The 25,041-nt window shown below is 34.9% G+C and carries 24 protein-coding genes and 1 pseudogene; 15 read left to right on the top strand and 10 right to left on the bottom strand.

The features are described 5' to 3' along the window. Positions 1-30: 30 nt before the first annotated feature. Positions 31-960 (bottom strand): LysR family transcriptional regulator, encoded by a 930-nt coding sequence (locus BM088_RS08050; protein WP_091982580.1) that lies wholly within the window; start codon positions 958-960, stop codon positions 31-33. Positions 961-1,057: 97 nt separating this feature from the next. Here BM088_RS08050 and BM088_RS08045 point away from each other — a divergent pair, with 97 nt between their 5' ends. The 3 genes from BM088_RS08045 to BM088_RS08035 all read left to right on the top strand — a co-directional run bounded on the left by BM088_RS08045 (position 1,058) and on the right by BM088_RS08035 (position 3,096). Beyond that, positions 1,058-2,254, top strand: a complete 1,197-nt coding sequence (locus tag BM088_RS08045; RefSeq protein WP_091982578.1) for a multidrug effflux MFS transporter — start codon at positions 1,058-1,060, stop codon at positions 2,252-2,254. Positions 2,255-2,286: 32 nt separating this feature from the next. Continuing rightward, complete coding sequence (locus BM088_RS08040) at positions 2,287-2,601, top strand: cupin domain-containing protein (protein WP_091982576.1); 315 nt, start codon at positions 2,287-2,289, stop codon at positions 2,599-2,601. 165 nt (positions 2,602-2,766) lie between these two features. Next, complete coding sequence (locus BM088_RS08035) at positions 2,767-3,096, top strand: cupin domain-containing protein (RefSeq protein ID WP_425439288.1); 330 nt, start codon at positions 2,767-2,769, stop codon at positions 3,094-3,096. A gap of 103 nt (positions 3,097-3,199) precedes the next feature. Here the strand turns inward: BM088_RS08035 and BM088_RS08030 are convergent, their stop codons facing one another. After that, positions 3,200-4,249, bottom strand: a complete 1,050-nt coding sequence (locus BM088_RS08030) for a PLP-dependent cysteine synthase family protein (RefSeq protein ID WP_091982573.1) — start codon at positions 4,247-4,249, stop codon at positions 3,200-3,202. Between the two features lie 256 nt (positions 4,250-4,505). Here BM088_RS08030 and BM088_RS08025 point away from each other — a divergent pair, with 256 nt between their 5' ends. Both BM088_RS08025 and BM088_RS08020 read left to right on the top strand, forming a co-directional pair. Continuing rightward, the gene (locus tag BM088_RS08025; RefSeq protein ID WP_091982572.1) at positions 4,506-5,417 is read left to right on the top strand and encodes a hypothetical protein; all 912 of its coding nucleotides are present in this window, start codon (positions 4,506-4,508) and stop codon (positions 5,415-5,417) included. A gap of 145 nt (positions 5,418-5,562) precedes the next feature. Beyond that, on the top strand, positions 5,563-5,883 hold the full coding sequence (locus tag BM088_RS08020) for a hypothetical protein (protein ID WP_091982570.1): 321 nt from the start codon (positions 5,563-5,565) through the stop codon (positions 5,881-5,883). Positions 5,884-5,936: 53 nt separating this feature from the next. Here BM088_RS08020 and BM088_RS08015 read toward each other — a convergent pair whose 3' ends face one another. Further along, the gene (locus BM088_RS08015; RefSeq protein WP_091982569.1) at positions 5,937-7,166 is read right to left on the bottom strand and encodes a helix-turn-helix domain-containing protein; all 1,230 of its coding nucleotides are present in this window, start codon (positions 7,164-7,166) and stop codon (positions 5,937-5,939) included. Positions 7,167-7,422: 256 nt separating this feature from the next. Here BM088_RS08015 and BM088_RS08010 point away from each other — a divergent pair, with 256 nt between their 5' ends. After that, the gene (locus BM088_RS08010) at positions 7,423-7,863 is read left to right on the top strand and encodes a DUF6326 family protein (RefSeq protein WP_091982567.1); all 441 of its coding nucleotides are present in this window, start codon (positions 7,423-7,425) and stop codon (positions 7,861-7,863) included. Between the two features lie 39 nt (positions 7,864-7,902). After that, positions 7,903-8,886: a tetratricopeptide repeat protein gene (locus tag BM088_RS08005; protein WP_091982566.1), complete on the top strand. Its 984-nt coding sequence runs from the start codon at positions 7,903-7,905 to the stop codon at positions 8,884-8,886. 27 nt (positions 8,887-8,913) lie between these two features. Here BM088_RS08005 and BM088_RS08000 read toward each other — a convergent pair whose 3' ends face one another. The 4 genes from BM088_RS08000 to BM088_RS07985 form a co-directional block, all read right to left on the bottom strand. Beyond that, entirely contained in the window at positions 8,914-9,636 is a 723-nt protein-coding gene (locus BM088_RS08000) for a GNAT family N-acetyltransferase (protein ID WP_091982564.1), read from the bottom strand. 3 nt (positions 9,637-9,639) lie between these two features. Next, positions 9,640-10,113, bottom strand: coding sequence for a DMT family transporter (locus tag BM088_RS07995; RefSeq protein WP_091982562.1), 474 nt, complete (start codon positions 10,111-10,113; stop codon positions 9,640-9,642). Continuing rightward, a complete protein-coding gene (locus BM088_RS07990) occupies positions 10,110-10,736 on the bottom strand; it encodes a nitroreductase family protein (RefSeq protein ID WP_091982560.1) in 627 nt (208 codons plus the stop codon). Before BM088_RS07990 ends, BM088_RS07995 begins: the two co-directional genes overlap by 4 nt. Positions 10,737-10,811: 75 nt before the next feature. Beyond that, positions 10,812-11,402, bottom strand: a complete 591-nt coding sequence (locus tag BM088_RS07985; RefSeq protein WP_091982559.1) for a Crp/Fnr family transcriptional regulator — start codon at positions 11,400-11,402, stop codon at positions 10,812-10,814. A gap of 222 nt (positions 11,403-11,624) precedes the next feature. Between BM088_RS07985 and BM088_RS07980 the strand changes: the two genes are divergently transcribed. Continuing rightward, positions 11,625-14,312: a DEAD/DEAH box helicase gene (locus BM088_RS07980; protein ID WP_091982557.1), complete on the top strand. Its 2,688-nt coding sequence runs from the start codon at positions 11,625-11,627 to the stop codon at positions 14,310-14,312. 386 nt (positions 14,313-14,698) lie between these two features. Beyond that, complete coding sequence (locus BM088_RS07975; RefSeq protein ID WP_091982556.1) at positions 14,699-15,481, top strand: substrate-binding periplasmic protein; 783 nt, start codon at positions 14,699-14,701, stop codon at positions 15,479-15,481. An 84-nt stretch (positions 15,482-15,565) separates the two neighbouring features. On the opposite strand, the gene BM088_RS07970 is transcribed toward BM088_RS07975, so the two are convergent. Both BM088_RS07970 and BM088_RS07965 read right to left on the bottom strand, forming a co-directional pair. Continuing rightward, positions 15,566-16,750 carry a BaiN/RdsA family NAD(P)/FAD-dependent oxidoreductase gene (locus BM088_RS07970; RefSeq protein ID WP_091982554.1) on the bottom strand — a complete coding sequence of 395 codons (1,185 nt, stop codon included), beginning with the start codon at positions 16,748-16,750 and terminating at the stop codon, positions 15,566-15,568. 112 nt (positions 16,751-16,862) lie between these two features. Then, positions 16,863-17,858, bottom strand: coding sequence for a D-cysteine desulfhydrase family protein (locus BM088_RS07965; protein ID WP_091982552.1), 996 nt, complete (start codon positions 17,856-17,858; stop codon positions 16,863-16,865). Between the two features lie 190 nt (positions 17,859-18,048). Between BM088_RS07965 and BM088_RS07960 the strand changes: the two genes are divergently transcribed. The 6 genes from BM088_RS07960 (at position 18,049) to BM088_RS07935 (ending at position 24,611) form a co-directional block, all read left to right on the top strand. Beyond that, positions 18,049-18,363 (top strand): peptidylprolyl isomerase, encoded by a 315-nt coding sequence (locus tag BM088_RS07960; protein WP_281247155.1) that lies wholly within the window; start codon positions 18,049-18,051, stop codon positions 18,361-18,363. 138 nt (positions 18,364-18,501) lie between these two features. Beyond that, on the top strand, positions 18,502-19,080 hold the full coding sequence (locus BM088_RS07955; protein WP_091982548.1) for a glutathione S-transferase family protein: 579 nt from the start codon (positions 18,502-18,504) through the stop codon (positions 19,078-19,080). 14 nt (positions 19,081-19,094) lie between these two features. Then, positions 19,095-19,649, top strand: a complete 555-nt coding sequence (locus BM088_RS07950; RefSeq protein ID WP_091982546.1) for a GNAT family N-acetyltransferase — start codon at positions 19,095-19,097, stop codon at positions 19,647-19,649. 20 nt (positions 19,650-19,669) lie between these two features. After that, a complete protein-coding gene (locus BM088_RS07945; protein ID WP_091982544.1) occupies positions 19,670-21,001 on the top strand; it encodes an NAD(P)/FAD-dependent oxidoreductase in 1,332 nt (443 codons plus the stop codon). A gap of 138 nt (positions 21,002-21,139) precedes the next feature. Continuing rightward, a complete protein-coding gene (locus BM088_RS07940) occupies positions 21,140-21,820 on the top strand; it encodes a site-specific integrase (RefSeq protein ID WP_091982543.1) in 681 nt (226 codons plus the stop codon). A 193-nt stretch (positions 21,821-22,013) separates the two neighbouring features. Further along, complete coding sequence (locus tag BM088_RS07935; RefSeq protein WP_091982541.1) at positions 22,014-24,611, top strand: M1 family metallopeptidase; 2,598 nt, start codon at positions 22,014-22,016, stop codon at positions 24,609-24,611. A 163-nt stretch (positions 24,612-24,774) separates the two neighbouring features. Here BM088_RS07935 and BM088_RS28100 read toward each other — a convergent pair. Then, a pseudogene (locus BM088_RS28100) lies at positions 24,775-25,041 on the bottom strand (IS4 family transposase); the annotation flags it as partial.

Raw genomic sequence — 25,041 nt, 5'->3', positions numbered from 1 at the left:
GGTTTGTTTTATATGCAAACCCTTTTTTACTTAATTTTGTCCATCAACGCCATTGATAATAAGTTCACGTAACCAACGATGCCCAGAGTCTTGTTCGAAGTGTTTATGCCAAAGAAGCACATAAGCACCTGCCTCAAATTTAACAGGAATTTCGAGCACTTTTAATTTAAAGCTTTCAGCTAACTTTTCAACAAAACGAGATGGCGCACATAAAATTAAGTCACTTTGCTCGCATAAGCTCATTCCACTATGAAAGTCAGGCATATCAATCGCAATGTCACGATGAAGATTATTGGCCTTCAATACATCATCAAGCAACCAATGTGCTACACCACCAAAAGAAACATGAATATGACGATATCGCAAAAAAGTATCAAGATCCCACTGACCGCTTAATGCTGGATGATCTTCTCTTACCAAGCACAAAGAGTGTTCACGCATCAGTTCCACATGATTAAGTTCTGGCGGAATATGTTTCATATGAATTGGCGAGCGCTTATCCCATTCTCTACAAGCAATGCCCATATCAATTTCACACTTAAGTAACTTATCTAAACTTTTATTATTCCAGCTTTGAGTCTTTAAACGAACATTAGGCGCTTGTGCTAATAAATGACGCATAAAAAAAGGAAACGTTAATGAGTATGCCGTATCCAACATATGAATATGAAACTGACGTTGGCTTAAGGAAGGTTCAAATGCGGCAGGCCTCGTTAACTGCTCTAGTTGCTGAATAATGTGCCTTAATTGCGGTGCCAGTTCGAGTGCTCTGGGCGTAGGTTTTAACCCTTGAGCCATTCTTTCAAATAAAGCATCTGAAAACATCTCTCTTAATCTGGCCAAATGTTTACTCACTGCCGACTGAGTCAAATTTAAACGACTCGCTGCTGCTGTAACATTACGCTCTTCAAGTAACACCTCTAATACTTTCAATAAATTTAAATCTAATTTATTCATCATGCACATCCACTTTTGGAATAACTGAAAGAATAATAGTTCATTTCTGCTCATATCTCTAATGTCATATACTGCCCTTGAATTACCTTTGGAGATGTAAATGACTAATAAAGCCCTTCTCGCATTATTGATGTTAATGGTTATTTATAGCCCATTAGCAGTAGATATATTTCTACCTGCTATACCTATAATGGCGCACGATTTTTCAGTACCTCTTAGTAGAATGCAATGGAGTATTACCCTATTTCTTCTAACTATGGGTATAGGCCAATTACTGAGTGGGCCCTTAGCAGACAGATATGGTAGACGTCCAATCGCTATTTGGGGCATTATAATTTACTGTATCTCTTCAGCTTTATCAGCTTTTTCGACCAGTTTTGAGTTTTTTATAGTTTGTAGAATGATACAAGGTTTTGGTACTTGCGCTATTATAGTAACCGCCTTTGCCTGTGTCAGAGATAAATATGATCCGCTACAAAGTGGTGTTGTTTTTAGCTATCTTAATAGTGCAATTTATTGCATTCCAGCACTTGCACCAATACTTGGTCATGCTTTAACTGAGCTATTTGGTTGGCGTAGCACATTTGAAGTAATGACTGCCTATGGAGTTTGTGCAGGCTTCATCATTGCCTTTTTCTTATCTGAAACACGTCCAAATAATACACAACAAGATGTAAGTTTAATATCCATGAGTCGTTTCTTCTCTATCGTTAAACATCCTATATTTTTATTCAATTCAATTTTGGTCATGCTTACTATGGCAATTATTATTGCTTATGTAAGCAGCTCTCCAGCATGGCTGATAATTAATTTAGAGCAAAGTCAGCAAGAGTTTGTATTTTGGTTTAGTTTAAATGCAACAATAAGCATAGCGGCTTGTTTTTTCACTCCTAAGGTCTTGATGAAATTTGGCGTCAGAAAAACAATAGAGCTAGGCATGATTATATTATTCTTATCAGGCCTATTAATGTTTGCTTTACGAGAGTGGCATCATCCTATTGGTTTTATGTTACCAATAATGTTCAGTTCAATAGGGGGGTCATTACTTATGGGTACATGCGCAGGTCAAGCCTTGCTTCCTTTTGGTAAAAATGCAGGCACAGCTTCAGCATTATTAGGGTTTATTCAAATGACTGGATCTGCCATTTTAGTATCATTATTACAATTACTGCCGTTAAATGAACCAGAGCAATTAGCTTTGTTGATCCTGTCCATTTTACCAATGTATATTTTATGGAAGAGACCAAAAGTAAAAAGCACATTATACCCAACTCATTCAGCTCAGTTTTTAACTTAATACAAATAAAAGTCAAAAAAGGAAAACGGATTATGGATGCAAATAAAAATATCCACCCAGATGTAGCGGCTATGATAGATCACTATAAATTCGATCAACTACCTGTTGAAGGCACATTTTATAAAAGTACCTATAGATCATCTTTAAAGCTAAATAGTGGTCAACCTGCAGGAACGGCTATGATAGGCATGTACTCTAACCTACCACTTAGTGTTTCATGTTTTCATAAATTGAAAAGTGATGAGGTATGGCATGTATACCCAAGCTACTTCAAGATGCAGAATTCAGCGTTTCACAAGGACTTAATATCAAGGCACAACTTTGCAGAAATGGTGCTCCCCTTTTAATAAGTTGGAACGTAGAGAGTAAGTTCTTGTGAAGCGCCTAAAAGGTTGGTTTAAAAACGATTTATACTGCGTTATTGATTTTGATAAGGGAGTGACCATTATCTGCTATCAATGCCTTGCCTAAATCGTTTTTAATTCTAACTGAAACTCGCATCTTGAAGTGGCTTGGGTATATATGGTGGAGATCCTTTTATGCTAGTACTGCTACATGATGATGGTTCATCAGAGCAGGTTCTTATGGGTAATCAGCCTCAATCCGGCCAAAAAGTACAATATACTGTACCCGCAAATACTTGGCAGGCAGGTTATTTAATTGAAGGTGGGCGTTTTGCTTTATTTGGTTGCACTATGGCACCTGGTTTTTGTGGTAAACACTTTTTAGCCGGTACATCAGATGAATTAATTCCGCTTTATCCTGATCAAGAAGAGATAATAAAAAGGCTAAGTGTTAACGGCCATGAAACTCAGATGCCAGCTGAATTTGAAAACAATTAATAGAGGCCTTTTTTTGCGTGTTTTATTTGGAACAATTAGACGCTAAATTAAGCTAATAAAGAGACACTCAGTTTATTTTTATTAGCTTCAAAACAAACAAGAATCAAATATCCGAAATTTGGTGTAAATAATTGACATAGTTTTCATCATTATCAATGCGACTCTGACGCCAGTTTTCATCATAATAACTATTTATGTAACGCTCTCCACTATCACACAACAAAGTTACAATAGACCCTTTTAGTTTCGCTTTTTTCATGCATTCAGCCTGCTTTAATACGCCCACTAAATTAGTGCCTGTTGATGGGCCAACTTTACGACCTAGTTGCTTACTTAGCCATAACATAGCCGCAATGCTTTGTGAGTCTGGCACTTTTAACATTTCATCAATCACACCGGGAATAAATGACGGTTCAACACGGGGTCTGCCTATACCTTCAATTTGACTACCCTGAGTATTTTTTAAGTTTGCATCTCCTGTTTTATAAAAGTCATAAAACACAGAATGCTCAGGATCGACAACCAATAACTTACTATCATATCCTTGATAACGAATATAGCGCCCTATTGTTGCAGATGTACCACCTGTACCAGGGCTCATAACCAACCAGCTGGGTTCAGGAAATCGCTCCTTCGACATCTGACTAAAAATTCGCTCTGCGATATTATTATTACCGCGCCAATCAGTTGCTCTTTCAGCATAGGTAAACTGATCCATATAATGGCCATTAAGCTCTTTCGCTAATCGCTCAGACTCACTATAAATTTGTGTGGTGCAATCTACTAAATGACATTCGCCACCATAAAATTCAATTTGTTTAATTTTTTCTTTTGCTGTGCTTTTTGCCATAACAGCAATAAATCGTAAACCTAATAAACGAGCGAAATAAGCTTCTGAAACTGCAGTTGAACCACTAGAAGACTCGATAACAGGTGTATTGTCATTTATCCAGCCATTACATAAAGCATATAGAAACAATGAACGCGCCAACCTATGCTTTAATGAACCTGTTGGGTGGGTGCTTTCGTCTTTAAAATAAATGTCAATATCATAAAAATACGGCAGTGGTAATTGAATAAGGTGTGTATCAGCCGAGCGAGTATAATCAGCTTCAATCTGTGATACTGCATATTTAGTCCAACTCGTATTCATATAAACTCCTATTTTATTACATCACTATAAAATAAATAAATCTTCTATTTATCACAATATTATGACTTAATCGAATTACGATATTATTTTTAATTTAAGCACAATACTAGACAAATAATCCATCCATGTCTCAATTAACTTAAAAAGGTTTACGTTCATAAATATTAGTTTGCTAAACTCAATAAAGAACATATTTTCCTTATACATAACTAAGTACTACAGGCATATTATACCGTGCATAAATAAGGAGCCTGAGTTGCAGATTTATTTATTGAAGTTTATATCTTTATTCATATTGATATTAGTGCCAATAAGATTGGAAGCTCATAGTAATAAAAACAAAGATATAAAATCATCAAATCAGCTGGTTTGGTTAGTCGAAGACAAGCTTGAGAATAAAAATTTATTAGATAATAACTACGAGATATCTTCACCCTCAACTCACATAGAACGCCTCGTTATATCAAAATTAAAAATGTACGATATTAATGTCCAACGCGCCTCTTCTTCACGTATTAATCATTCACTTCAAAATCTAAAAAATGCATGTACTGCCAATAGAGCAAATACCACACACAGGCAAATATACTCACTTTTTTCAAGCCCACAAAGCTTTTACTTAACGCATAAATTATATCGGTTTAACGCTAAACGTCCTTTATCGTCTTCAGTACTCAATGAAGACGGACAAATAAAATCTCTTTCTCATATCTTTGATATTTACCCAAGCAACACAATTGGCATTGCGCAAGGAATATCATTTGGTCCATTCTTAGATCAAGAAATTGCCAAGCTTAATAAAAAGAATATATATTATCGTGGCGGTACAGGTAGGGTTGTTGCGCTAGAGTCTATGTTATATCTTGATAGATTTGATTTTTTATTAGCTTTACCCATAGACATCACCCCAACAAAAGAACAAGAAAAACAGCTAGAATACTTCCCAATTTCAAATGCACCACCTTATCTAATTGCATATTTTAATTGTTCAAAAAGTACCTTTGGCAAAAAAGTGATTAAAAATATTAACCAAATATTAGAACAACTCTACCAAACACCAGAATACTATAAAGCCCATAAGAAGTCGTTTTCAGCGCAAGAACTTTCTCATTTACAGCAATACTTAAAAAGTAAATTTACAGATAAAGTGTATATATCAGAAAAGTAAAATGTAACTAAAAAATCCCTCCATAAAAATAAAATACTTGTTTAATTGTTAAAAGAAATTTTTATAAGTTAGAATGTTCCTATAATAGGAGGTAAATATATTTTATCCTAATTTATTATTTAGCATTCTTAACATTAGGGTTTAAATGAAATTATTATTATTTTTTATGGTTGTTTTATTTTTAGGTGTCGGTTTTATTTTAGGTGACTTTTTTGGATTAGTAATTAGCACCATTTTTTCTTTTAGCTTATATAAATATTACTTGATGATCTCAAAATGGAAAAATCTTCCAACCCTTGATGATTACCTTTACGAGAATAAAAGTAATCAATTAAAAAAAGGGATAACTTGTATTAAGTGCAGTAGTAACAGTATTAAAAACTGGGGAATAAATAGTGTAAATGATACTAAACGTTCCCATATTTGTAACCACTGTGGCACTATATTATATCGCTCTGGTAATTAACTTATGCAACCTCAAATAAGCCAGTCTTATTAACAGTCAAACCATCATAAAACTCATTTCCGGCTATCATGCTTACGAAATTCACTTGGTGTTTTCCCTGTTTCCTGTTTAAACGCTTTATAAAAAGAAGAGCGAGCGTTAAAACCAACCTCAAGTGCAATCTTAAGTACTGTATCTTCATTGGCTATTATTTTTGCCTTAGCAGCCTTAATACGCCATTGGTTTACAAAATCAAAAAAGTTCATGCTTAGCGTTTCATTTAGAGTTTGCGATATGTAATTTGGTGAAATGGCAACTCTACTTGCAAGTTTTTGCAAGGATAAATTTGCATCTAAATAAAGCTTATCTTCTTGCATTATTGCATTTATCTTATCTGCAATGCGATTAGCTTGCTCTTCACCTAACGCCGAACGTTGATATTTTTTAGCTTGGCTAGCGACTTTCCCATCTTTGTTATTACTAGTATTGTTTTCTTCGTTATTACCTTCATTATTACCTTTAACATCGCTTTGCATTTCCTTATTGATAACTTCAACATCATGTTCAATAAGCCCTGGTTTTTGTAATAATCCAAAGTGCGCTAAGCTCCAAATCAATAACAATGACAACGCAGCTTCAACTCTTATATTGAATATGTAACTTTCAAATAAATTTGATGAAAATACAATAACAAGGGAAAACAACCATGTACTAGCTGCGATAAAAACAAACCAATTCATCCATTTAAGTTCTTTATTTTCATTGTTAGAAAATACGTTTTTTAATTGCTGTCGATAAGCGGCTAGTCGATGAAAGATTCGAAAAAGAGTAAATGTACATTGTACAAGCCAAAGCAGTAACATAACTAAAATACTGAGAACTAAAACGATAGATAATGGATCTTTCACATCCCCTTCCTCAATAAATATAGCGGTATGTATCTCTATTGGTAAAAACAAAATCATCACTGAAATCAAAAGCGCAGGGCATAACAGCCAATAGTGGCGAAGTTGTTTTATATGCAGTTTCCAAGGTTTATCTGACGTGAGCCCTTCGACATAAAACCACAAAGATGGGCCCAGAACAAAAAGCATAGGAAAAGATACAGCCGTATAAATTACATACCAATCAGGGAATAAAGACTTTACCAAAGAGTTCAATGCTAAGATGCCATTAGCCAGTAAAAAAAACGCTAGTGGTAAATTCATTACAGTCTTAACTCCTCGCATTAATAGCAGAGGAACACTTAAGCATACTTGCCCCACAATAATCATAATTATGGCCGTTACAATAGGATCAGACAAATTCTATTCCTTATCTTCTTATTTTCACTTTGTTTAAGCATTGAACTCTACTCTATTGTACACATTTACCATACAAAAAAGTGTCCGCGCTTTTAGTCCCGGACGACATAAGTCTTTATTAAATTTATTATTTTAATCAATTTCTGACAAGTATTAATAATAAACACTTATGCATTCGTTAAGAAAAAACATCCATTGAAATTTTAACAAAACAATGAAACCTAAGATTAGCGCATACATATTTAAGGACTTATAAATGACACAAACACTACATAAAATAAAAGATAAAACACCGATGAACGTAACAGCACAGCTTTCCATGCTTTGGCTCATCGTAATGTTCAATATGATCTATGCCGATATTCTTGCTTTTATTTCAGCATTCATAACACCAGGAGTAATAGACGAATTAATGAGTGGCTACTCAGGAAGCGTTAAACTTTCACAAAAGCTGTTATTGATATCGGCTATTTTGATCGAAATTCCAATCATCATGATCTTTCTATCAAGAATATTAAAATATCAGATAAATCGTTGGGCTAATATCATAGCCGCCCTATTAACTATGCTATTTGTAATAGGTGGAATTGAAACCAATCCATTTTTTTTGTTTCTTGCAAGTATCGAAATCTTAGTGATGTTTTATATCATTTTTATAGCTGTTCGTTGGCAGAACCCTCAAAATCTGAGCAACTAAACCCACTAAAAACATAATTTTAAATAGAGGAATGTAAACATGAAAAAGTTAATCTTAATAATATTGCTGACATATATTGTTACTATTTCATCAAATGCAAGTATCAAACAAGGGATCAGCGCCTTTAAAAATGAAAATTTACAATTAGCCAAAAAATTACTTTTACAAGAAGATAATACCGATTATAAAAAACACCTTTACCTTGCTCAAATAGCATTAAAAGATGAGCAACTAGATGCCGCAGAAGAATATATAGATGAAGCGATTAAACTCAATTCAAAAAATGCCCAAGTACAGTTTATTTATGGTGAAATAATGGGAGAACAAGCAGAGAATGCGAATGTTTTTAGTCTAATGGGTTATATCAAAAAAGTTAAAGAAGCCCTTACGACTGCCGTAATTTTGGCTCCGCAAAATATAAAATATCGCAGCACGCTCATTCAATTTCATATACATGCTCCAGCGATGCTTGGAGGGGATATAAACGAAGCATTAAAGCAAGCCTTGCTTTTAAAAAAGTTAAATACTTTATCTGGCACAAATGCTTTGATACACGTGTACGGAGAAATGAATAACCAAGAAAAGTTTGATCAAACATTAGAATCCGCACTACTCAACTTTGTTGATGAACCACAATTTCACTACCAACTAGGTCTTTACTATCAAAAACAGGAGCAATACGACATCGCTTTAAATTCTTTTCGTAAAGCGGCGAGTTTAACAACGATTACCAACGAACAACAAAATGCAAAATATAGCGCTATATTTCAAATTGGCCACACAAGTACTTTAAGTGGTCGTAATTTAAATGAAGGTGAAGCGGCACTTAATCAATATCTTAATGAAGCCGTTATTTCCTCCTCCATGGTCAAAAAGTTCTGGGCAAAATTTCGACTTGCTAATATAGCAGAAGCAAAAGGAGAAAAAGAAAAAGCTAAAAAGTTATATATAAAACTCATCCAAGTAACGACAGACAAAAAACTACAAAAACAAGTCCATAAGCGAATAAAAAAACTCAGTTAAAAATTGATAAGCGATTGATATTTTATGTTATTTACTTAACTTAAAAGACCTGTCGCTTCTCACTAAACTTGTTATTTTACCCAAAGCTTGAAAGCCTAACCGCTCATACAAATGAAGCCCAGCTTTTGATGCTTGTAAAGTAACAAAATGAGCACCTTCACTATTAGCTTGAGATAATAAATGTTGCATCAATGAAGCTGCAATACCCATTTTACGAAAACTAGATACCGTCCCTAACTGATGAATACCCAATGTATCTCCTGACTTATAGCTAATGGCAGTGCCTGCAATTTGATCATCAACCATGTATGAAAATACACTCGCATTTGAATCTTTCAATAAACCTTGTATTACACTAGCATCAATTTCATATCCAAATGCTTGGCCACACGCTACCGCCCAGCGAGTTGCATCTTCTTTAATATTCAGCTTTACAATTTTTGAGTGTTTTTCGCCGACTTTAATGTGTGTCCCATCATCGGTTTTGAGTGATAAACTCATCGCCACCAGCTGGTTTTTAACAACTAAACCTAATTTTGAGACTTCATGGTCACTTACATCAGTTAAGGTGCTATAACTTTTATTAACCGGTAATAACCAGTTTAAAGAAGCATTTGGCAGTGTAAAATCTATTTTCCATTGCTTATTGGGCCAGCTCTGATGACTGAATACGTCATTCTTTTTATTCGCGTCTAGTGATTGCCAAAACTGATTAAGATTATTTAAATTTTTATTTAAAGCTAGTTTCATTAGTTACTCCTTATTAATTAATATGATACCAAGGATTAAAAGCACAGTTCCCATAAGTTTAGTAGCCGATATTAGTTTGCTAGGGCTATCAAAAAGACCAAAGTGACTGATTATCATGGCGACCAAGATTTGCCCAGTTAGCGCATAACTCATCATGTTTCCAACCCCCATTTTGGGAATTAAAAAATAAAAACTCGCAACGCCAATAACGCTAAATACACACGAAAGCCATAAGTACCAAGGCACTTGCTTAATAGACTCAGTGAATTCATCAGAAAACAGACTTTGACTTGTCGCAACTTGGTGATTAAAACTCAGATAAAAAGTGATACCTGCAACCAATAAAAAGCTAGCCAAAAAAGCATAACTAGTTGCAAGTAAACTATTATTAAATACTTGCCCTAACTGTGCATTCATCGCTGCCTGTATCGCAATACACGCACCAGCTAAAAAAGCCAATATAGTAAGTATATTCATGAAGTTACCACTAAATCTTTATGACTTAAGCGATGTTTTGGACGAAATGCACTATGATCATCTTCAGCTCTAATGCCTACAGGGCATAAAACGACAGCACTTAATCCTCTGTCAATTAATCCTAACGCTTGATTTATTCCAGTTATGTCAAATCCTGTCATTGGGCAGGCATCAATATGATTAGCAGCAGCGTAGGTCAATAAAGTACCAAGTGCGATGTAGCATTGCTGCTGTACCCAAATGTTTTTTTCTTCAGACGAGCGCTGTAATAAATCAGCTTCTATTTGCTTTTGATAAGCAGTGAGTTCATTTATTGACTTACCTTGATTCACTGCAAGTTGCGCAATAAAAATTGCAATATCACGCTGGGTGAACTGTGTTTTATGTGCCAGTACCAACAAATGAGAACACTTAGCAACTTTATCTTGTCCATAACTATGCGGTAAACATGCTGTTTTAAATTCAGGGTTTTCAACAATAATCAATTGATATGGCTGAATACCATAAGCACTAGGCGCGAGCCTTACGCTTTCAATTAAACCCTTTATTTGTGTTTTATTAAGCGTTTGTTGATTAAATTTTTTAACTGCATAGCGCCAATTGAGAGCATCAATAAGTGACATAATATTATCTCCAAGTTGTTATGCTTGCAGTTTAAACAAAGCAACAAGGAGATTCCTTTACATATGTTGATAATACTATTTTTCTTTTATTTCTTTTTTGATGCGACTTAATTGAGTTGGAGTGATCCCTAAATAGCTGGCAATATGATATTGAGTTAAACGGGTTAAAATAGCGCTATAGCTTTCTAAGAACCTAAGATATCGCGTTTTTGCTTCAAATTGTAAATAACTCACTTCTTTGGGTTCTTTTTCTAGTAACCAGTGCGCTTCTAAGTAATGAATTTGAAATTTCATTAAATCAGGGAAATTAAATAAAGCATCACGAAATTGAGCATGGTTTATTATTACAATTTCACTATTCTCTAATGCTTGCACTTCCATCCAGCTAGGTTTGTTATTGAGCAATGCACTCATACAGCCAGGAAAACGCCCTTCCGCGAAAAAGTTTTTATTGTACTCGTTACCATTTTTATCAATAACATAAGCACGCATTAAACCTTGATGTATAAACGCAAAGCTTGTTGGCATACTTCCTATAAAGTAAATAATTTCACCTTTTTTCACCTTTTTAACTGTACAACAGGCTAAATAAGCTTGCCATGCATCATCAGGCAGAATGTGATAAAGGTTTAGTGTTTGCTGTAAATGCATAAATGCAGGTATCATTAATTTACTAACTGTTTAATTTAAAAACTTATTTATATCATTTTAGCGCAATTTAAATAAGCTCCTCATTTACAATATTGTTTATCAATAATAAGAGTTGAATAAATATAGAGGTTAATTGATTTTACACTCTACACGGTGCAACATGACCTCAAAAGATCAAAAAAGAACGACAGCCTAAGCAACATAAAACTCAATTAGATAGGGAATACAACAGATTAAATGAATTCAAAAAACATAATTTCCTATTACCGAGATTGCTATAAAGAAGATAGTGCAGATCTTAACTTATGGAATCTAAATAAATTAAAAAAGGAAGATTGCCTAGTCTTAGATGGGCAAGATGACTTAGGCTCAGGTTTTCTTCCTCGTCTTCCACTGCCAATAGAATTTGCAGAGCAAATGATGAAACGCGTTCAAGTATACCAACGTGAACGAGTATTGCTTTACGTTAGCTTTATTTTAGTCGGGAAGATGGAAGTTAAAGGCGAAATGAAACAGCTTGTTACGCCCATACTTTTCAATGAAGCAACTATAGAAAAAGACGATAACAGCTATTATTTTACAGTCGTTAATCCAATACCTGAAGTCAATGAGCCATTAACTCAACTCCTCATGCCTGAAGGGAGTATGACGCCCAATTTAAAAGATTCTGCCCATATTCAATCTGCATCGCTTTGGACTTCATGGCTAAAAAACAGTCCGTTAGAATTAAATTTACTTGAGTTATTAAATTTCCCAAATCTCGTAAATTCAGATGAAATAAAAAAAGCATTAAAAAGAAAAACGCCAACCTTACTACCCGCTTCAATGCTAGTTTTTGTAGAGCGCTCAACAAGCAGCCGTGGAATTATTCATGAACTTGAAGAAATCATTGCATCAAATGAATTGTCTTCGCCATTGTCTGATCTACTCATGCCATTAGCGCAGCCATTGAATATTTCGCACGCTAGCAAACCACTAAAATATGACTATTTACCTGGTTTACTATCTACACCACAGAAAAAAATTATTTCAATCGCAGCTAACGCCAGTTTAGGTTGTGTTTCCGGTCCTCCAGGTACAGGAAAAAGCTATACCATAGCCGCTATTGCAGCAGAGCATATGGCGCGAGGTGAGTCAGTACTTATTGTTACCAACAATGATGCGGCGTTAGATGTGATTGCAAATAAACTTGATGATAATTTTGGATTAAGTGATATTTCTATCAGAGCAGGACAAAAAGAATTTCTAAAAAAACTGAAAACCTACATTGCAGACTTATTGGCTGGATATTTTTCTGATGACTTAAAAACAGATCCAAAACTATGTGAGTCAGATCTAAGTAAACTTAATAACTCACTCAATAAATTAGAAAAAAGATTTGTTAAATTCTGCCACAAGGCCATTATTCGAGGACAAAGGTTAAAAAAATTGGAGCAAACTGACTCCCAATGGATGAAACGTATATATTTAGCTTTAGCACAAAATGGTATTTTACAATTAGCCAAACAATGGGCTTCTTTGAATGAAATTAATATTAAGCACATTGAAAGAGAGGCCCTTGCCAGTCATTATTTAAGTACATTAAAAAATAAAAACTTAAAGACCTTAGTTGAAACCAAGCGAAAATCTCTACAAGCCTTTAATAAGGCAATACGCAGCCGTACTTCTAAAAAGCAATTTGAACTCTTTGATGATATTGAATATTCAGCACTTTTATCTGCTTTTCCGGTTTGGCTAGTAAGCCTTAACACCTTGTACCGTGTACTACCTTTAAAGGCACAAATGTTTGATTTAGTCATTATTGATGAAGCAACACAATGTAACATCAGCAGTTGTTTACCTGCACTTTACCGAGCAAAAAGGGCTATGGTAGTTGGTGATACCAAGCAATTAAAACATTACTCCTTCTTAGCAAAAAACAAAGAAGCGCAACTTACGACTAAAAATAACCTAACAGAAAACACTGATGGTGTAGTGAGTTATCGTGACAATTCAATTTTAGACTTAACATTACGTGCGCTAAATAGTCATCAACAGTTAGCTTTTTTAGATGAACATTTTAGAAGTAAACCTGAGCTAATTCATTTTAGTAATGAATGCTTTTATCAAAATAAATTAAAAATAATGCAGCATAGGCCGTGCACCAGCAGTGGCCATCTTCATGTACAACGATTAAATGGCGTAAGAGATAAGTCTGGTGTAAACCACCTTGAAGCTAGCAAAGTAATCGAGTCGATAACAAAACAAATCAACGAAGATAATCAAGCCGGTATTACCCATACTATCGGTGTTATTTCTCCATTCAGACATCAAGCAGAGCACATAAATAAAGAGGTTGAAGCCAACTTTAGTGACACTGAAATTATTAAACACAAAATCCGGGTAGCAACGCCATATGGTTTTCAAGGTGAAGAAAGAGACGTTATGCTTATCTCTTTTTCCTTAGATAATGATTCAAAACGTGCAGCGGTTTATCTGAATAAAGCCGATGTATTTAACGTTACGATTACCAGAGCACGGCAAAAACAAATATTATTTTTATCGATAGATGAAACACAGTTACCAGGACACAACCTATTACGGCAATATCTAAGCTCTATTAGCAAATTTGAAGCAACTCATACCATAGCTTCTGAGCTTGATGAATTTCAACAAAAAGTTATTCTCGAATTAGATAAACTAAACATAGAAACATGGCCAGGCTATACCATAGCAGGTACCGAAATCGATATTCTATGTAGGTATAATGGTCACTACCTTGCAATTGATCTCATTGGCTTTCCAGGACCCTGGGCTGATTTTTTTGAATTAAATACCTATAAACTGTTTAAAAGAGCAGGTATTGAAGTACTCCCGATTAGCTATGGCTTATGGGTGGTTGATAAAAATGTCTGCATACAAAAAATCATATCTAAACTTAGATAATTCCTTAATTAATACTCGTTATTCCTGACAAGACAGTATAATGCCTCCCATTACTTAGACCTATTTGACAGGGGGATAATAACTATTACAGATTATTTAAGGTGTGATGCATAAAGGGTATAGAATTTTTAGTGTCCAAAACAAAAGTCAGCCTACAAATTATACATTACTATTGTGCAAAATTATTTCATGCTAGTGAAACATAACCATATTATGTTATTTTTATAACATTCAACTAAAAGTGTCTTTTAAAATAATTAGCTTAGAATTAGAGTAATATTTAAATTAAAATACTGTGGTCAACGCATTTAAATACAAAAAACTTTTGCCGCTAACCAAGCTTAAGTCACTTAAATTTAGCCTTACAAGTTAAAAACAGGTTGTTCATGAAAGTAATAAATTTACAGTTTATTTTGAGCAGTATATTACTTCTTTTTGCTAGTAATTTCGTAATGGCGCAGCGTACATCCATTGCTTTAGGCACTGAAGACTGGCCTCCTTTTAGCTATGAAGATAAAGTAAATAATAAAACCTCAGGTTTGAGTACTGAAATAATCAATGCGACTTTCAAGCGTATGGGAATTTCCATTGAAGAAAATAACGTCTATCCTTGGGCTCGGGCACAGCAGAACCTCTATACAGGCGAATTAGATGCTATTTATACTGCCTCAATTAATGATGAAAGACTGAAATATTCCTATTTCCCCTCTGAACCTATCATCACCAGCAAATGGGTTTTATTTATAAGAAAGTCAGAAAAAGATACTTTAAGTTTCAAAGGTTTGACTGACTTAAAGCAGAAGAGCATCGGATTAATTAGGGGATATAATTATCCCTCAAAATTCAAGGAATATATTTCTGATAATGCCTTCATTTTAGAAAGCGCTCTTGAGACAACAAATATAGCGATGTTAATCAAAGGACGATTTAACTATATGCCAGCGGTATTGGAAACAACCCTTTATTTTGCAAAAAATACACCCGAACTTAAAAAAATGGACACTTTTAACAACCTTTATTATTTCCCAACGCCTTTGGCAACAACAGATTTTTATCTTATGTTTTCAAAAAAAACAGTTAAAAAAGCATTTGTAGAAAAATTTTCAAAAACATTAATCGCATTCAAAAAAACAGATGAATACCAAAAACTCCTCGTTAAGTATTTTTAGTCATAATTTAAGTTAGTACGATTACAAGGTTTAGGGGTGAAGCGATCACCCCAAGGTTACAAACTTTATTGTCTCTACACAAAATCAAACAGCCCCACCACACGCAACGCCGGAGCTCCAAGCAAATTGAAAATTATACCCACCTAACCAACCTGTTACGTCTATTACTTCGCCGATAAAATATAAGCCAGGCGCTTTTTTTGCTTCAAAAGTTTTAGATGATAACTCGTCAGTATTAACACCACCTAAAGTTACCTCTGCTGTTCTGTAGCCTTCAGTACCATTTGGTTTAATTGTCCATTGATGGATGTAATCGCTTAATACTTTTATTTCACCATGATCAAGCTGCTTAATGGTTTTATCTAAAATATTACCTTGCGCTATCATAGCTTCAATAAAGCGCTTAGGTAATATGGTTATTAGCATATTTTTAAGTGATTTTTGGCCGTGCTGTTCACGCCAATTTTCAAGTAACTCACTCATTGGTGTGTCAGGCAGTAAATCAATTGTAATGGCTTGGCCTGCTTGCCAAAAAGATGAAATTTGCAAAATTGCAGGGCCTGATAAACCGCGATGAGTAAATAAAATATTTTCACGAAAAGAAGTACCATCTTCACTGGTCACTTGAGTATCTACACTTATGCCAGATAAACCATCAAACTTTTGTTTATCGTGATCATGCAAAGTAAATGGTACTAATGCTGCACAGGTGGGTAATACGTTTAAGCCGAACTGCTCAGCAATTTTATAACCTATTGGCGTTGCACCCAGTTTAGGCATGGTTAAACCACCAGATGCGACTATCAGTGAATTACATTCAAAATCATCTTCACTAGTAGAGACTAAGTACCCTGTTTCTGTCTTTTCAACTGAAGTCACTTCATTACGCAAGAAGTGTGAAACACCTGCCCATTCACATTCTGTCATTAAAATATCAACAATATCTGAGGCGCTGTTATCACAAAATAATTGACCTAAAGTTTTATGGTGATATTCAAGACCATGACGATCCATCAACTCAATAAAGTCATGCTGGGTATATCGACTTAATGCAGATTTAACAAAATGTGGGTTTTGACATAAATAATTTTCTGGACTGGCATTTTCATTTGTAAAATTACACCGCCCGCCACCACTAATTAATATTTTACGACCCGGTTTTTTACCCATATCTAATACCGCAACACTGCGACCTTTATAGCCTGCAGTTGCTGCAGCCATTAATCCAGCAGCACCAGCACCAATAATTACCACATCAAATTGTTTCATTTCTTACCTTTAATCAATCTTGAGTGTATCAATGCTTAACCTTGATACAGAGAACCACATTTTCTCATATATCACACCTTGAGGCCATCGGTTGTGCTTTTAAGCTCGAGATCTAAATTTGAGGCATAAGATGAAGTTTATCAGAATAAGCAAATACTGCGGGAGCACCGCCTGTATGCCAAAATAAAACTTTGTCATTTTTATTTATGATGCCAGTCCTGATCATATCAATTAAACCACCCATTGCTCTTCCAGTATAAACAGGGTCTAATAAAATACCTTCTGTTCGAGCAGTTAAAGAGATTGCTTCTTGCTCTAACTTTCCCACCACACCATAACCTTGCCCTACATAATCTGAATTTAAAGTTAACGCCTCCTGTGTAAATTCATATTTCAAACCAAGCATGTTTGAAGTTTTATTTGCAAGTTCAATTATATAATGATCAAAAGGAATTTCATCAGTTTCACCTTTGTCTATATTAATACCTATTAGTTTAAAGCCTTTGCCATAGAGCTTTTTACCTATCATAAGCCCTGCATGCGTGCCGCCTGAACTTGAGGCAAATACTATATGTGTAAATTGCTCATCTTTTATTTGTGACTCAAGCTCTTCTACAGCTGCAACAAAAGATAAAGCCCCTAGTTCATTAGAGCCGCCATATGGCACAACATAAGGCTTTTTACCTGACTTTTTTAATTGCTTATAAATTTGTGGAATATCTTCACCTTTACGATTTTGACCAGCCCAATGCAAATGACTACCAAAAATTTGATCTAATAATAAATTTCCCTTTGCTTCTACTGGTTCTTCGCCCCCTAAAACCAAGTGACATTCCATATTTAAAGATGCAGCAGCGGCAGCCGTTTGACGACAATGGTTTGATTGAGCAGCGCCTGCGGTGATCACAGAATCACAACCTTGAGCAACGGCATCACCCAGTATGTATTCAAGCTTTCTGGTTTTATTACCTCCTAAAGCTAACCCTGTCATATCATCTCTTTTCATGAATATTTCAGGGCCACCTAGGTACTCACTTAAACGAGATAATTTAACAACTGGTGTTGGAAAAAAGCCAAGTTCTTCTTTAGGGAATTTTTTAGTCATCATAATATATAAGTTCAATTCTTAAAGTAGCAATTAAATTACAGTATGCTTTTTAAAATTACTTCTAAAAATTGTAAAATCACTTATAAAAATTAAACTATTTTTTTATTTTAAATTTATTAATCCCCCGAATTTATTATCTTTATCTTGTTTTCTCGCCTTTTTTATTTTTTTGCCTTACACTTATTTTTGAATATCATATCTCTTAGTAAACAAAGGAAAAAACATGGCTATGGCAACTGCACGACACATCTTAGTAGACGACGAAGCAAGCTGTAACGATTTAAAAGCACAAATAGAAGCCGGTGCTGATTTTGCTGTAATTGCAAAACAATATTCAAATTGCCCTTCAAGTGCTGAAGGAGGTGATTTAGGAGAGTTTGGCCCAGGCATGATGGTGCCAGAATTTGATAAAGTTGTATTTTCGGCTCCCGTAAATACAGTTCAAGGTCCAGTTAAAACACAGTTTGGTTATCATTTGTTAGAAGTTACTAGCCGTACCGAATAATAAACACGATGTCGTACCATATTATTATTATGTGGTACGCGCATTATTTTTATAAAATTAAATCAAATACCTTACATTTCACCTCTAAATATCACACACTAACCACACAAACCTAAAAGCAATCTATAAGGACTTTTCATGCAATTATATGGTTCAACTAGCTCTCCATACGTAAGACGTATTCGTATTTGGTGTCATGAACAAGAAATTAATTATGACTTCATCAATTTAAATATATTTGATGAAAAAGACAGAGCCACACTTATTGAGCTAAACCCAACTCGTAAAATACCTATGCTTAAAGACGGTGAACAAGTTATTTTTGATTCCAATGTCATTCATAGATATTTACAACATACTTTTGAGTTAGCGCCTTTAAATTGGCATCAAGAAAATCAAGTAACGTTAATTAATGCATGTAACGACTCGTTAGTTGAAATGCTGATATGCCAACGTTCAGATTTAGATACCAAACAAGATAGCTTATTTTTCAATTTACAGAACGAACGCATCTCAGAGGTGTTATCTGAATTAAACCAACAAGTTGCAAACCGTGAATTTACCGCTTTTGATTATCCTGAAATGAGCTTATATTGTTTACTTGACTGGATAGAGTTTAGAGCGTTAACTGATCTTATGGCTTACCCCGCTTTAGTGCAATTTTGGAAAAAACACCAAAGCCGTGCAAGCACGCAAAAAAATGATCCGAGAGTGTAGTAGAGGTATTGAAAATGGAGATAAAACAATTAACACCGGCACATTATGATGCTGTTATCGCATTGGGTAATTTAGTTCATGGTGATAATTATTTAGATCTTGAGTCAATCAAATTGATCCATCAAAAAAGTATTAAAAATAATATAAATGCCAGCTTTATTGCCACCGAAGGTGAACAACTGTTAGGTTTTAGGCTCACCTATGCACCACAAAATTGGCAAACCGACAAGTGGTGCAGTTGTGACCTATGGCAAGTACCTGTTGATAAAACATGTTATTTTAAATGCAATACAGTAACAGAAACTGCCAGAGGTAAAGGCATTGGCGGATTATTATTAAAGGCCTCTATTGAGGCTGTCAAAAAACAAGGCGGCATTGCCGGAGCTAGCCATATATGGCTACAAAGCCCAGGAAACTCTGCTTTTCGTTATTTTACCAAAGCTGGAGGAGAGCTAATTAAAATTCACCCAGATCGCTGGCTTTGCGATAGTTTAGAGCATGGATATGTTTGCTCTTTATGTGGCAATGAATGTCATTGTGAAGCCGCTGAAATGTTACTTAAATTCTAATAAAAACAATAATTAAAAATATGACATACGATCCGCTTATTTCAAAAAACTGCGCGCAGCAGCCATTGCCTAATAGTTATTGGGCAAGTACCTTAGCATACCCACAAGCTTCTAACCTTTTATCACAGAACCAACAAGTTGATGTTGCAATTATTGGCGGTGGTTTTACAGGGTTATTAACGGCTTATTATTTAAGTACTGAATATCAAATTGACTGTTGTGTTTTAGAAGCTAACCAAGTTGGGTTTGGCGCCAGTGGTCGTAACGCTGGTTTTGTATTAAAAGGCTCAGGCCGATTAAGTTATGGACAAATGGCGAGTAAGTGGGGCATAGATACAGCAAAAGGCATTTATAACGAATTTAGTGAAGCTGTTAGCCGTGTAGAAGGTTTAATCAACTTACATAACATTGATTGTGACAAACAAGCTAATGGTTATTTAAAAATAGCACACAATAAAAAAGCTCTAACTTCATTACAGGCGCAGAGTGATTTTATTGCTAAAAATATAGGTGGTAATGCAGAGTTTATCTCTTCAGAAAAACTAAAATCTGATTTTATGATCAATCATGAAGCGTATGGTGCTTTAAGGTTAAATGATGGGTTTGGCATAAATCCGCTTAAATTAGTAATGGGTTATGGGAGTATGGTTCGTAATCAGGGTATTAATGTTTATGAACAAACCCCTGTTTTAGATTGGCAGCAAAACAATGATAAACATATTTTAACTTGCCCAAATGGCACAGTAACCGCTAAGCAAGTCGTCTGTGCTGGTAATGCTTATAATAGTTTACAAACCCATAAATCAATAAACCAACGCTACTTACCAATTTTAAGTAATATTATGGTGACTCGCCCTCTAACCGAACATGAACTAGCAGTAGCAGGTTTAAAAACTCATCAAGTTACTATGGATACGCGAACTTTAAAATATTATTATCGTTTATTACCCGACAATCGCATTTTGTTTGGTGGTCGAGGGGCTGTTCAAGGTAAAAACCAAGATAAAGCTATTTATAAGAACCGCTTATTAAATGCATTGGGCCAATGTTTTCCATCATTAATAAATATAAATATAGATTATTTTTGGAGTGGTTGGATAGCAGCAGCTCTAGATGATATGCCTCACGTTTTTAGTAATAATAATACAGCTTATAGCTTAGGCTATTGTGGCTCTGGGGTTTCATTTAGTGCGCAAGCAGCTTTTCGACTCGCACAACATATCGCAAAAGATAAAGTACCTGACTTACCACTTTATAATACCCCGTTACCTAAGTTTCCATTTGCTCAATTTAGACGCTTAGGACAAGCAGCCTATTACAATTACGGCTGGTTAAAAGATAAATATTTATAAGAAAATTCACAACTCAAGCTCAGCCTGCAGTTTGTTGGTTATTCTGTAGATTGAGCTTTATATGTTTATAAACAAAGCACAGACTATTCCACCAATTTAGTATAAAATTCTTTGAGTATTCATTTTCAAGGAAGTTGGTTGAAAACACATTTAGGTCGCAGGCCTTTTACAGTAATGGAATTACATACTTTATTTTCAGGCTATATATATTCCGACAGTAAATTACCAAGAGAGCAAGCTAAACATTGGCACTTTTGGCTCCCCGTATTAGCATATTATACAGGAGCTTATAGTGACGAAATAAGCAGGCTTACCCTCAATGATATTATTGAAATAAATACCAAATCATATTTTCACTTTCATACCAATGGCAAAATAAAATCACGTTTAATACCAATTCATAATGGTTTAATTCAAGCTGGTTTTAATGACTTTATAAAATATTTGAAAACCCAAAATCAAACAAGGCTGATGTTTGACTTACCCGCAAAATCTGGTCGATATAGTGAAAAAGTAAGGATATGGTTTTCTGGAGAAGGTGAGCGCGCGGGGTATTTACAAAAATGCGGTATTCCAAATGTTGATCACGATGGCAGAAAAGCAGCCATAAGTTCGTTTCGCCTTAACTTCGAGCAACAAGTACGTATTTTTGCAATTCAAGCAAAAAATAAAAATTCTTTTCACTACCTACTGGGTTTTAATGAGTACATATCTACAGAATATGACGATAAAACATTCTTAACTCATATTGTGGATCAACTAAGACAACTACCAGAAAAGGTCTCTTGGCAACGCTTTATAAACCGTGAAAAAGCCTAAGCTCGATTTAATTTTGTAAAACACTTAAAAACCAAATAAACAGTTGTGAATTCAAATTGAAATCTCAACATCCCCTAAACTTGTACATTTTCATTTACGTTTTGTTACCAACTAAACACTACCCCGCTTTATAGCAGCCTATAAATTTGTTACTTTTGACTTCAAAACCAAAAAGTGGAGCCAGCATAATTTCATGAAAAACAATCATATTTCTGTACTTAAAAAAAGCATACTTGCTTTAAGCATAAGTTTTAGTCTGTCAGTCGCAGCGCAAGCGAATGAGTTTCAAGTCGCTAAAGTTGCAAAGCCAAATTTTCAACATGTGAACTTAACGCTTGACCCCGCTAAAGAAAATTTCAGCGGCTCAACCACTATTGAACTTGAAGTATTAAAAAAGACCAAATTCATTGAGTTAAGTGGCAGAGATTATACAGCCCAATTAATTAAACTAATTGGTGATGAAAATTGTGATTTAACGGCTGCTATGCTTGAAACACATAAAGTCAGGTTAGAATGTGAACATGAAATTAAACCCGGTTCATATACGTTAAATATTGATTTTACGGCGCCTTTCAATAAGCAATCTGTTGGTTTATATAAAACCATAGATAAAGAGCTACCTTATTTATTCACGCAATTTGAAATGAGCGATGCACGCCGTGCATTTCCTGTATTTGATGAACCTAGCTATAAAATTCCATTTCAATTAACAATCACCGCGCCAAAAGATCAAAAAGTATATGCAAATACGCCTGAGTTAAAAACCGTTGTTGTCGGTGATATGACAACACATTACTTTGATAAAACACCACCTATTCCATCTTATTTAGTTGCTTTAGCTGTAGGTCCATTTGTTGAAACTAAAGTTGAAGGCATGCCAATAGAAGGCCGTATTATTACCAGCAAAGAAAAACAAAAACTAGCAAAATATGCTGCTGATGAAATGCCTGCTATTTTAGCAACCCTTGAGGACTATTTTGGTATTCCTTATCCGTATAAAAAACTTGATTCTGTTGGTGTTCCAGAATTCCCATTTGGTGCAATGGAAAATGCAGGTCTAGTGACATACCGTGAAGATATTTTATTAGTTGATAACAAAAACTCTAGCCAAAATGCAAAACAAACATCTGTATCTGTTGTTGCGCATGAGCTTGCCCACCAATGGTACGGTAACTTAGTCACAATGAAGTGGTGGAATGATCTATGGTTAAATGAAGCTTTTGCTAGCTGGATGGCTGCTAAAGTAACACATAAATTACACCCTGAATTTGGTTCTGACCTAAGCTTGCCACAAAACAATGTTATGGCAATGGATGCACGCCTTTCAACTAAACCAATTCGTAAGCCCATCAAAACTGAAGATGACATTATGGATGGTTTAGGCCTAGCTTACAGCAAAGGCAGCGCTGTATTATCTATGGTTGAAAATTGGATTGGTGAAGAAGCCTTTAAAAAAGGCATTCAAGCTTATATGAAAGAGTTTGCATTTAAAAATGCCAGCGCGTCAGATCTTTGGAATGCACTTGCTAAAACATCAGGTAAAGATGTACCTAGCGTTTTAAAATCATTTATCGAGCAATCTTCTTTCCCTCTTGTTGCTGTAAAACAAGACGGTAAAACTATCTCTTTATCGCAAAGTCGTTTTGCAAATAAAGGCGTTGATGCACCGGCACAACTTTGGAGCGTGCCTGTTACGATTAAATATGGTCGCGGTGATGAAGTAAAAGAAGCAAAAGTATTATTAAATTCAGACTCAGCTAAAATTGAGCTGGATTTTGAACCACAATGGATCTATCCAGATGCAAACGCTATGGGTTACTACCGTTGGGTATTAGAAGATAAACAATTAGATACTTTATTAGCCAATGCAGCAGATGTACTGAGTGTTCGTGAAAGACGCGCATTCATCTCAGCAAGCGATGCTTTGTTAGACGCAGGTTTAATGTCTGGTGGCAATTTACTAAAAACATTAGGTCAATTTATTGAAGATGCGCACCCTCGTGTTGTATCTATGGCACTTGGTTATATTCAAAGCCAAAAAAGTGTATTTATTGATGAAAGCAATGAAGATGTTTGGGCTAAATTTATTACGAAAAAAGCACAAAATGCACTTGAAAAATATGGTGTAACAGCTAAAAAGGGCGAAGAAGCTGCAATCAGTAAGTTAAGACCGCAACTTATCAGTTTATTAGCTTTTGAAGGTAAAGATAAAACAATTATCAACCTTGCTAAAAAAGAGTCAGCACAATACATTAAAGACACAACTAAAGTTGATCCTTATACCGCTGGCACATATTTAGAAATTGCCGCTTATTATGGTGATAAAAAACAGTTGACTAGCTTTACTAAAGCTTTTGAAACAACACAAGATCCACAAGCTAGAACAAACTTATTAATGGCTTTATCTTACTTCGGCAATGAACATCTACAGTTACAAACTTTAGATTATATGATGACCGACAAAATAACTGCTTCTGATATGCGTTATATTATGAGTGGCCATACGTATAAAAAAACGCGAAAAGCGCGCTTTCAAAACTGGGTTTACACTAATTACGATGCATTAAGTAAAAAATTACCGCCATTTTCATTACCTCACTTACCTAGCTACACAGGTTCTGGTTGTGACGCTAAAGACCTAAAAGTTACTCAAGATTTTTTCAAAGCTAAACTTGACGAAACTCCAGCATTTGGTCGTACTTTAAGCAAATTAGAAGAAAGTGTGAATGATTGCATCAGGCTTAAAAGCCGTGAACTTGCATCTGTTAATCAATTTTTAAAGCAGCTTTAAGTTAACGTTTTTCACCTATAAACCTTGTAAGGCTAAAGCCTCACCTACAATTCGATATTTGTTTTGTAGGTTGAGCTTTAACTTAACTGGGTTATTTTCCACCTCTTAATCATTCTTAACCTTGTAAGGCTAAAGCCTTAGGGCTCCCCATATCTTTTCCATTTTATTTAGTCTCATTTATTAGGCTTCTTTGAGCCTTTTTAATGATACATTCTGGTATATGATAATTTTTATGTGTCAGAATTCTTTTTCCTAAATAACAATAAGATAATACTCGTCTTTTCTTTATTGTGTTTGCTTGGAAGTGGTAATGATATTTTAATATTTCTGCTGCCTTTCCAATAAGATACAATGTGTACTGAGCAATTAAAGCTATTAATAATAGAGCCTGCAATCGCTCTATATTATTACTTCTACTGCGCTTTAATCC

It is taken from the genome of Pseudoalteromonas denitrificans DSM 6059, from assembly GCF_900112265.1.
Classification (GTDB): Bacteria; Pseudomonadota; Gammaproteobacteria; order Enterobacterales; family Alteromonadaceae; genus Pseudoalteromonas; species Pseudoalteromonas denitrificans.
Note: the sequence above shows the minus strand (reverse complement) of the source record. Positions and strands in the feature narration are given on the sequence as shown.

Bases quoted from the DNA above. Each gene is read 5' to 3' on its own strand.
- BM088_RS08010 (WP_091982567.1), top strand. From the start codon at position 7,423: ATGACACAAACACTACATAAAATAAAAGATAAAACACCGATGAACGTA.
- BM088_RS08020 (WP_091982570.1), top strand. From the start codon at position 5,563: ATGAAATTATTATTATTTTTTATGGTTGTTTTATTTTTAGGTGTCGGT.
- BM088_RS07985 (WP_091982559.1), bottom strand. From the start codon at position 11,402: ATGATACCTGCATTTATGCATTTACAGCAAACACTAAACCTTTATCAC.
- BM088_RS07990 (WP_091982560.1), bottom strand. From the start codon at position 10,736: ATGTCACTTATTGATGCTCTCAATTGGCGCTATGCAGTTAAAAAATTT.
- BM088_RS08040 (WP_091982576.1), top strand. From the start codon at position 2,287: ATGGATGCAAATAAAAATATCCACCCAGATGTAGCGGCTATGATAGAT.
- BM088_RS07980 (WP_091982557.1), top strand. From the start codon at position 11,625: ATGAATTCAAAAAACATAATTTCCTATTACCGAGATTGCTATAAAGAA.
- BM088_RS07995 (WP_091982562.1), bottom strand. From the start codon at position 10,113: ATGAATATACTTACTATATTGGCTTTTTTAGCTGGTGCGTGTATTGCG.
- BM088_RS07955 (WP_091982548.1), top strand. From the start codon at position 18,502: ATGCAATTATATGGTTCAACTAGCTCTCCATACGTAAGACGTATTCGT.
- BM088_RS07945 (WP_091982544.1), top strand. From the start codon at position 19,670: ATGACATACGATCCGCTTATTTCAAAAAACTGCGCGCAGCAGCCATTG.
- BM088_RS08000 (WP_091982564.1), bottom strand. From the start codon at position 9,636: ATGAAACTAGCTTTAAATAAAAATTTAAATAATCTTAATCAGTTTTGG.
- BM088_RS08005 (WP_091982566.1), top strand. From the start codon at position 7,903: ATGAAAAAGTTAATCTTAATAATATTGCTGACATATATTGTTACTATT.
- BM088_RS07975 (WP_091982556.1), top strand. From the start codon at position 14,699: ATGAAAGTAATAAATTTACAGTTTATTTTGAGCAGTATATTACTTCTT.
- BM088_RS08030 (WP_091982573.1), bottom strand. From the start codon at position 4,249: ATGAATACGAGTTGGACTAAATATGCAGTATCACAGATTGAAGCTGAT.
- BM088_RS07970 (WP_091982554.1), bottom strand. From the start codon at position 16,750: ATGAAACAATTTGATGTGGTAATTATTGGTGCTGGTGCTGCTGGATTA.
- BM088_RS08045 (WP_091982578.1), top strand. From the start codon at position 1,058: ATGACTAATAAAGCCCTTCTCGCATTATTGATGTTAATGGTTATTTAT.
- BM088_RS07935 (WP_091982541.1), top strand. From the start codon at position 22,014: ATGAAAAACAATCATATTTCTGTACTTAAAAAAAGCATACTTGCTTTA.
- BM088_RS07965 (WP_091982552.1), bottom strand. From the start codon at position 17,858: ATGATGACTAAAAAATTCCCTAAAGAAGAACTTGGCTTTTTTCCAACA.
- BM088_RS07950 (WP_091982546.1), top strand. From the start codon at position 19,095: ATGGAGATAAAACAATTAACACCGGCACATTATGATGCTGTTATCGCA.
- BM088_RS08050 (WP_091982580.1), bottom strand. From the start codon at position 960: ATGATGAATAAATTAGATTTAAATTTATTGAAAGTATTAGAGGTGTTA.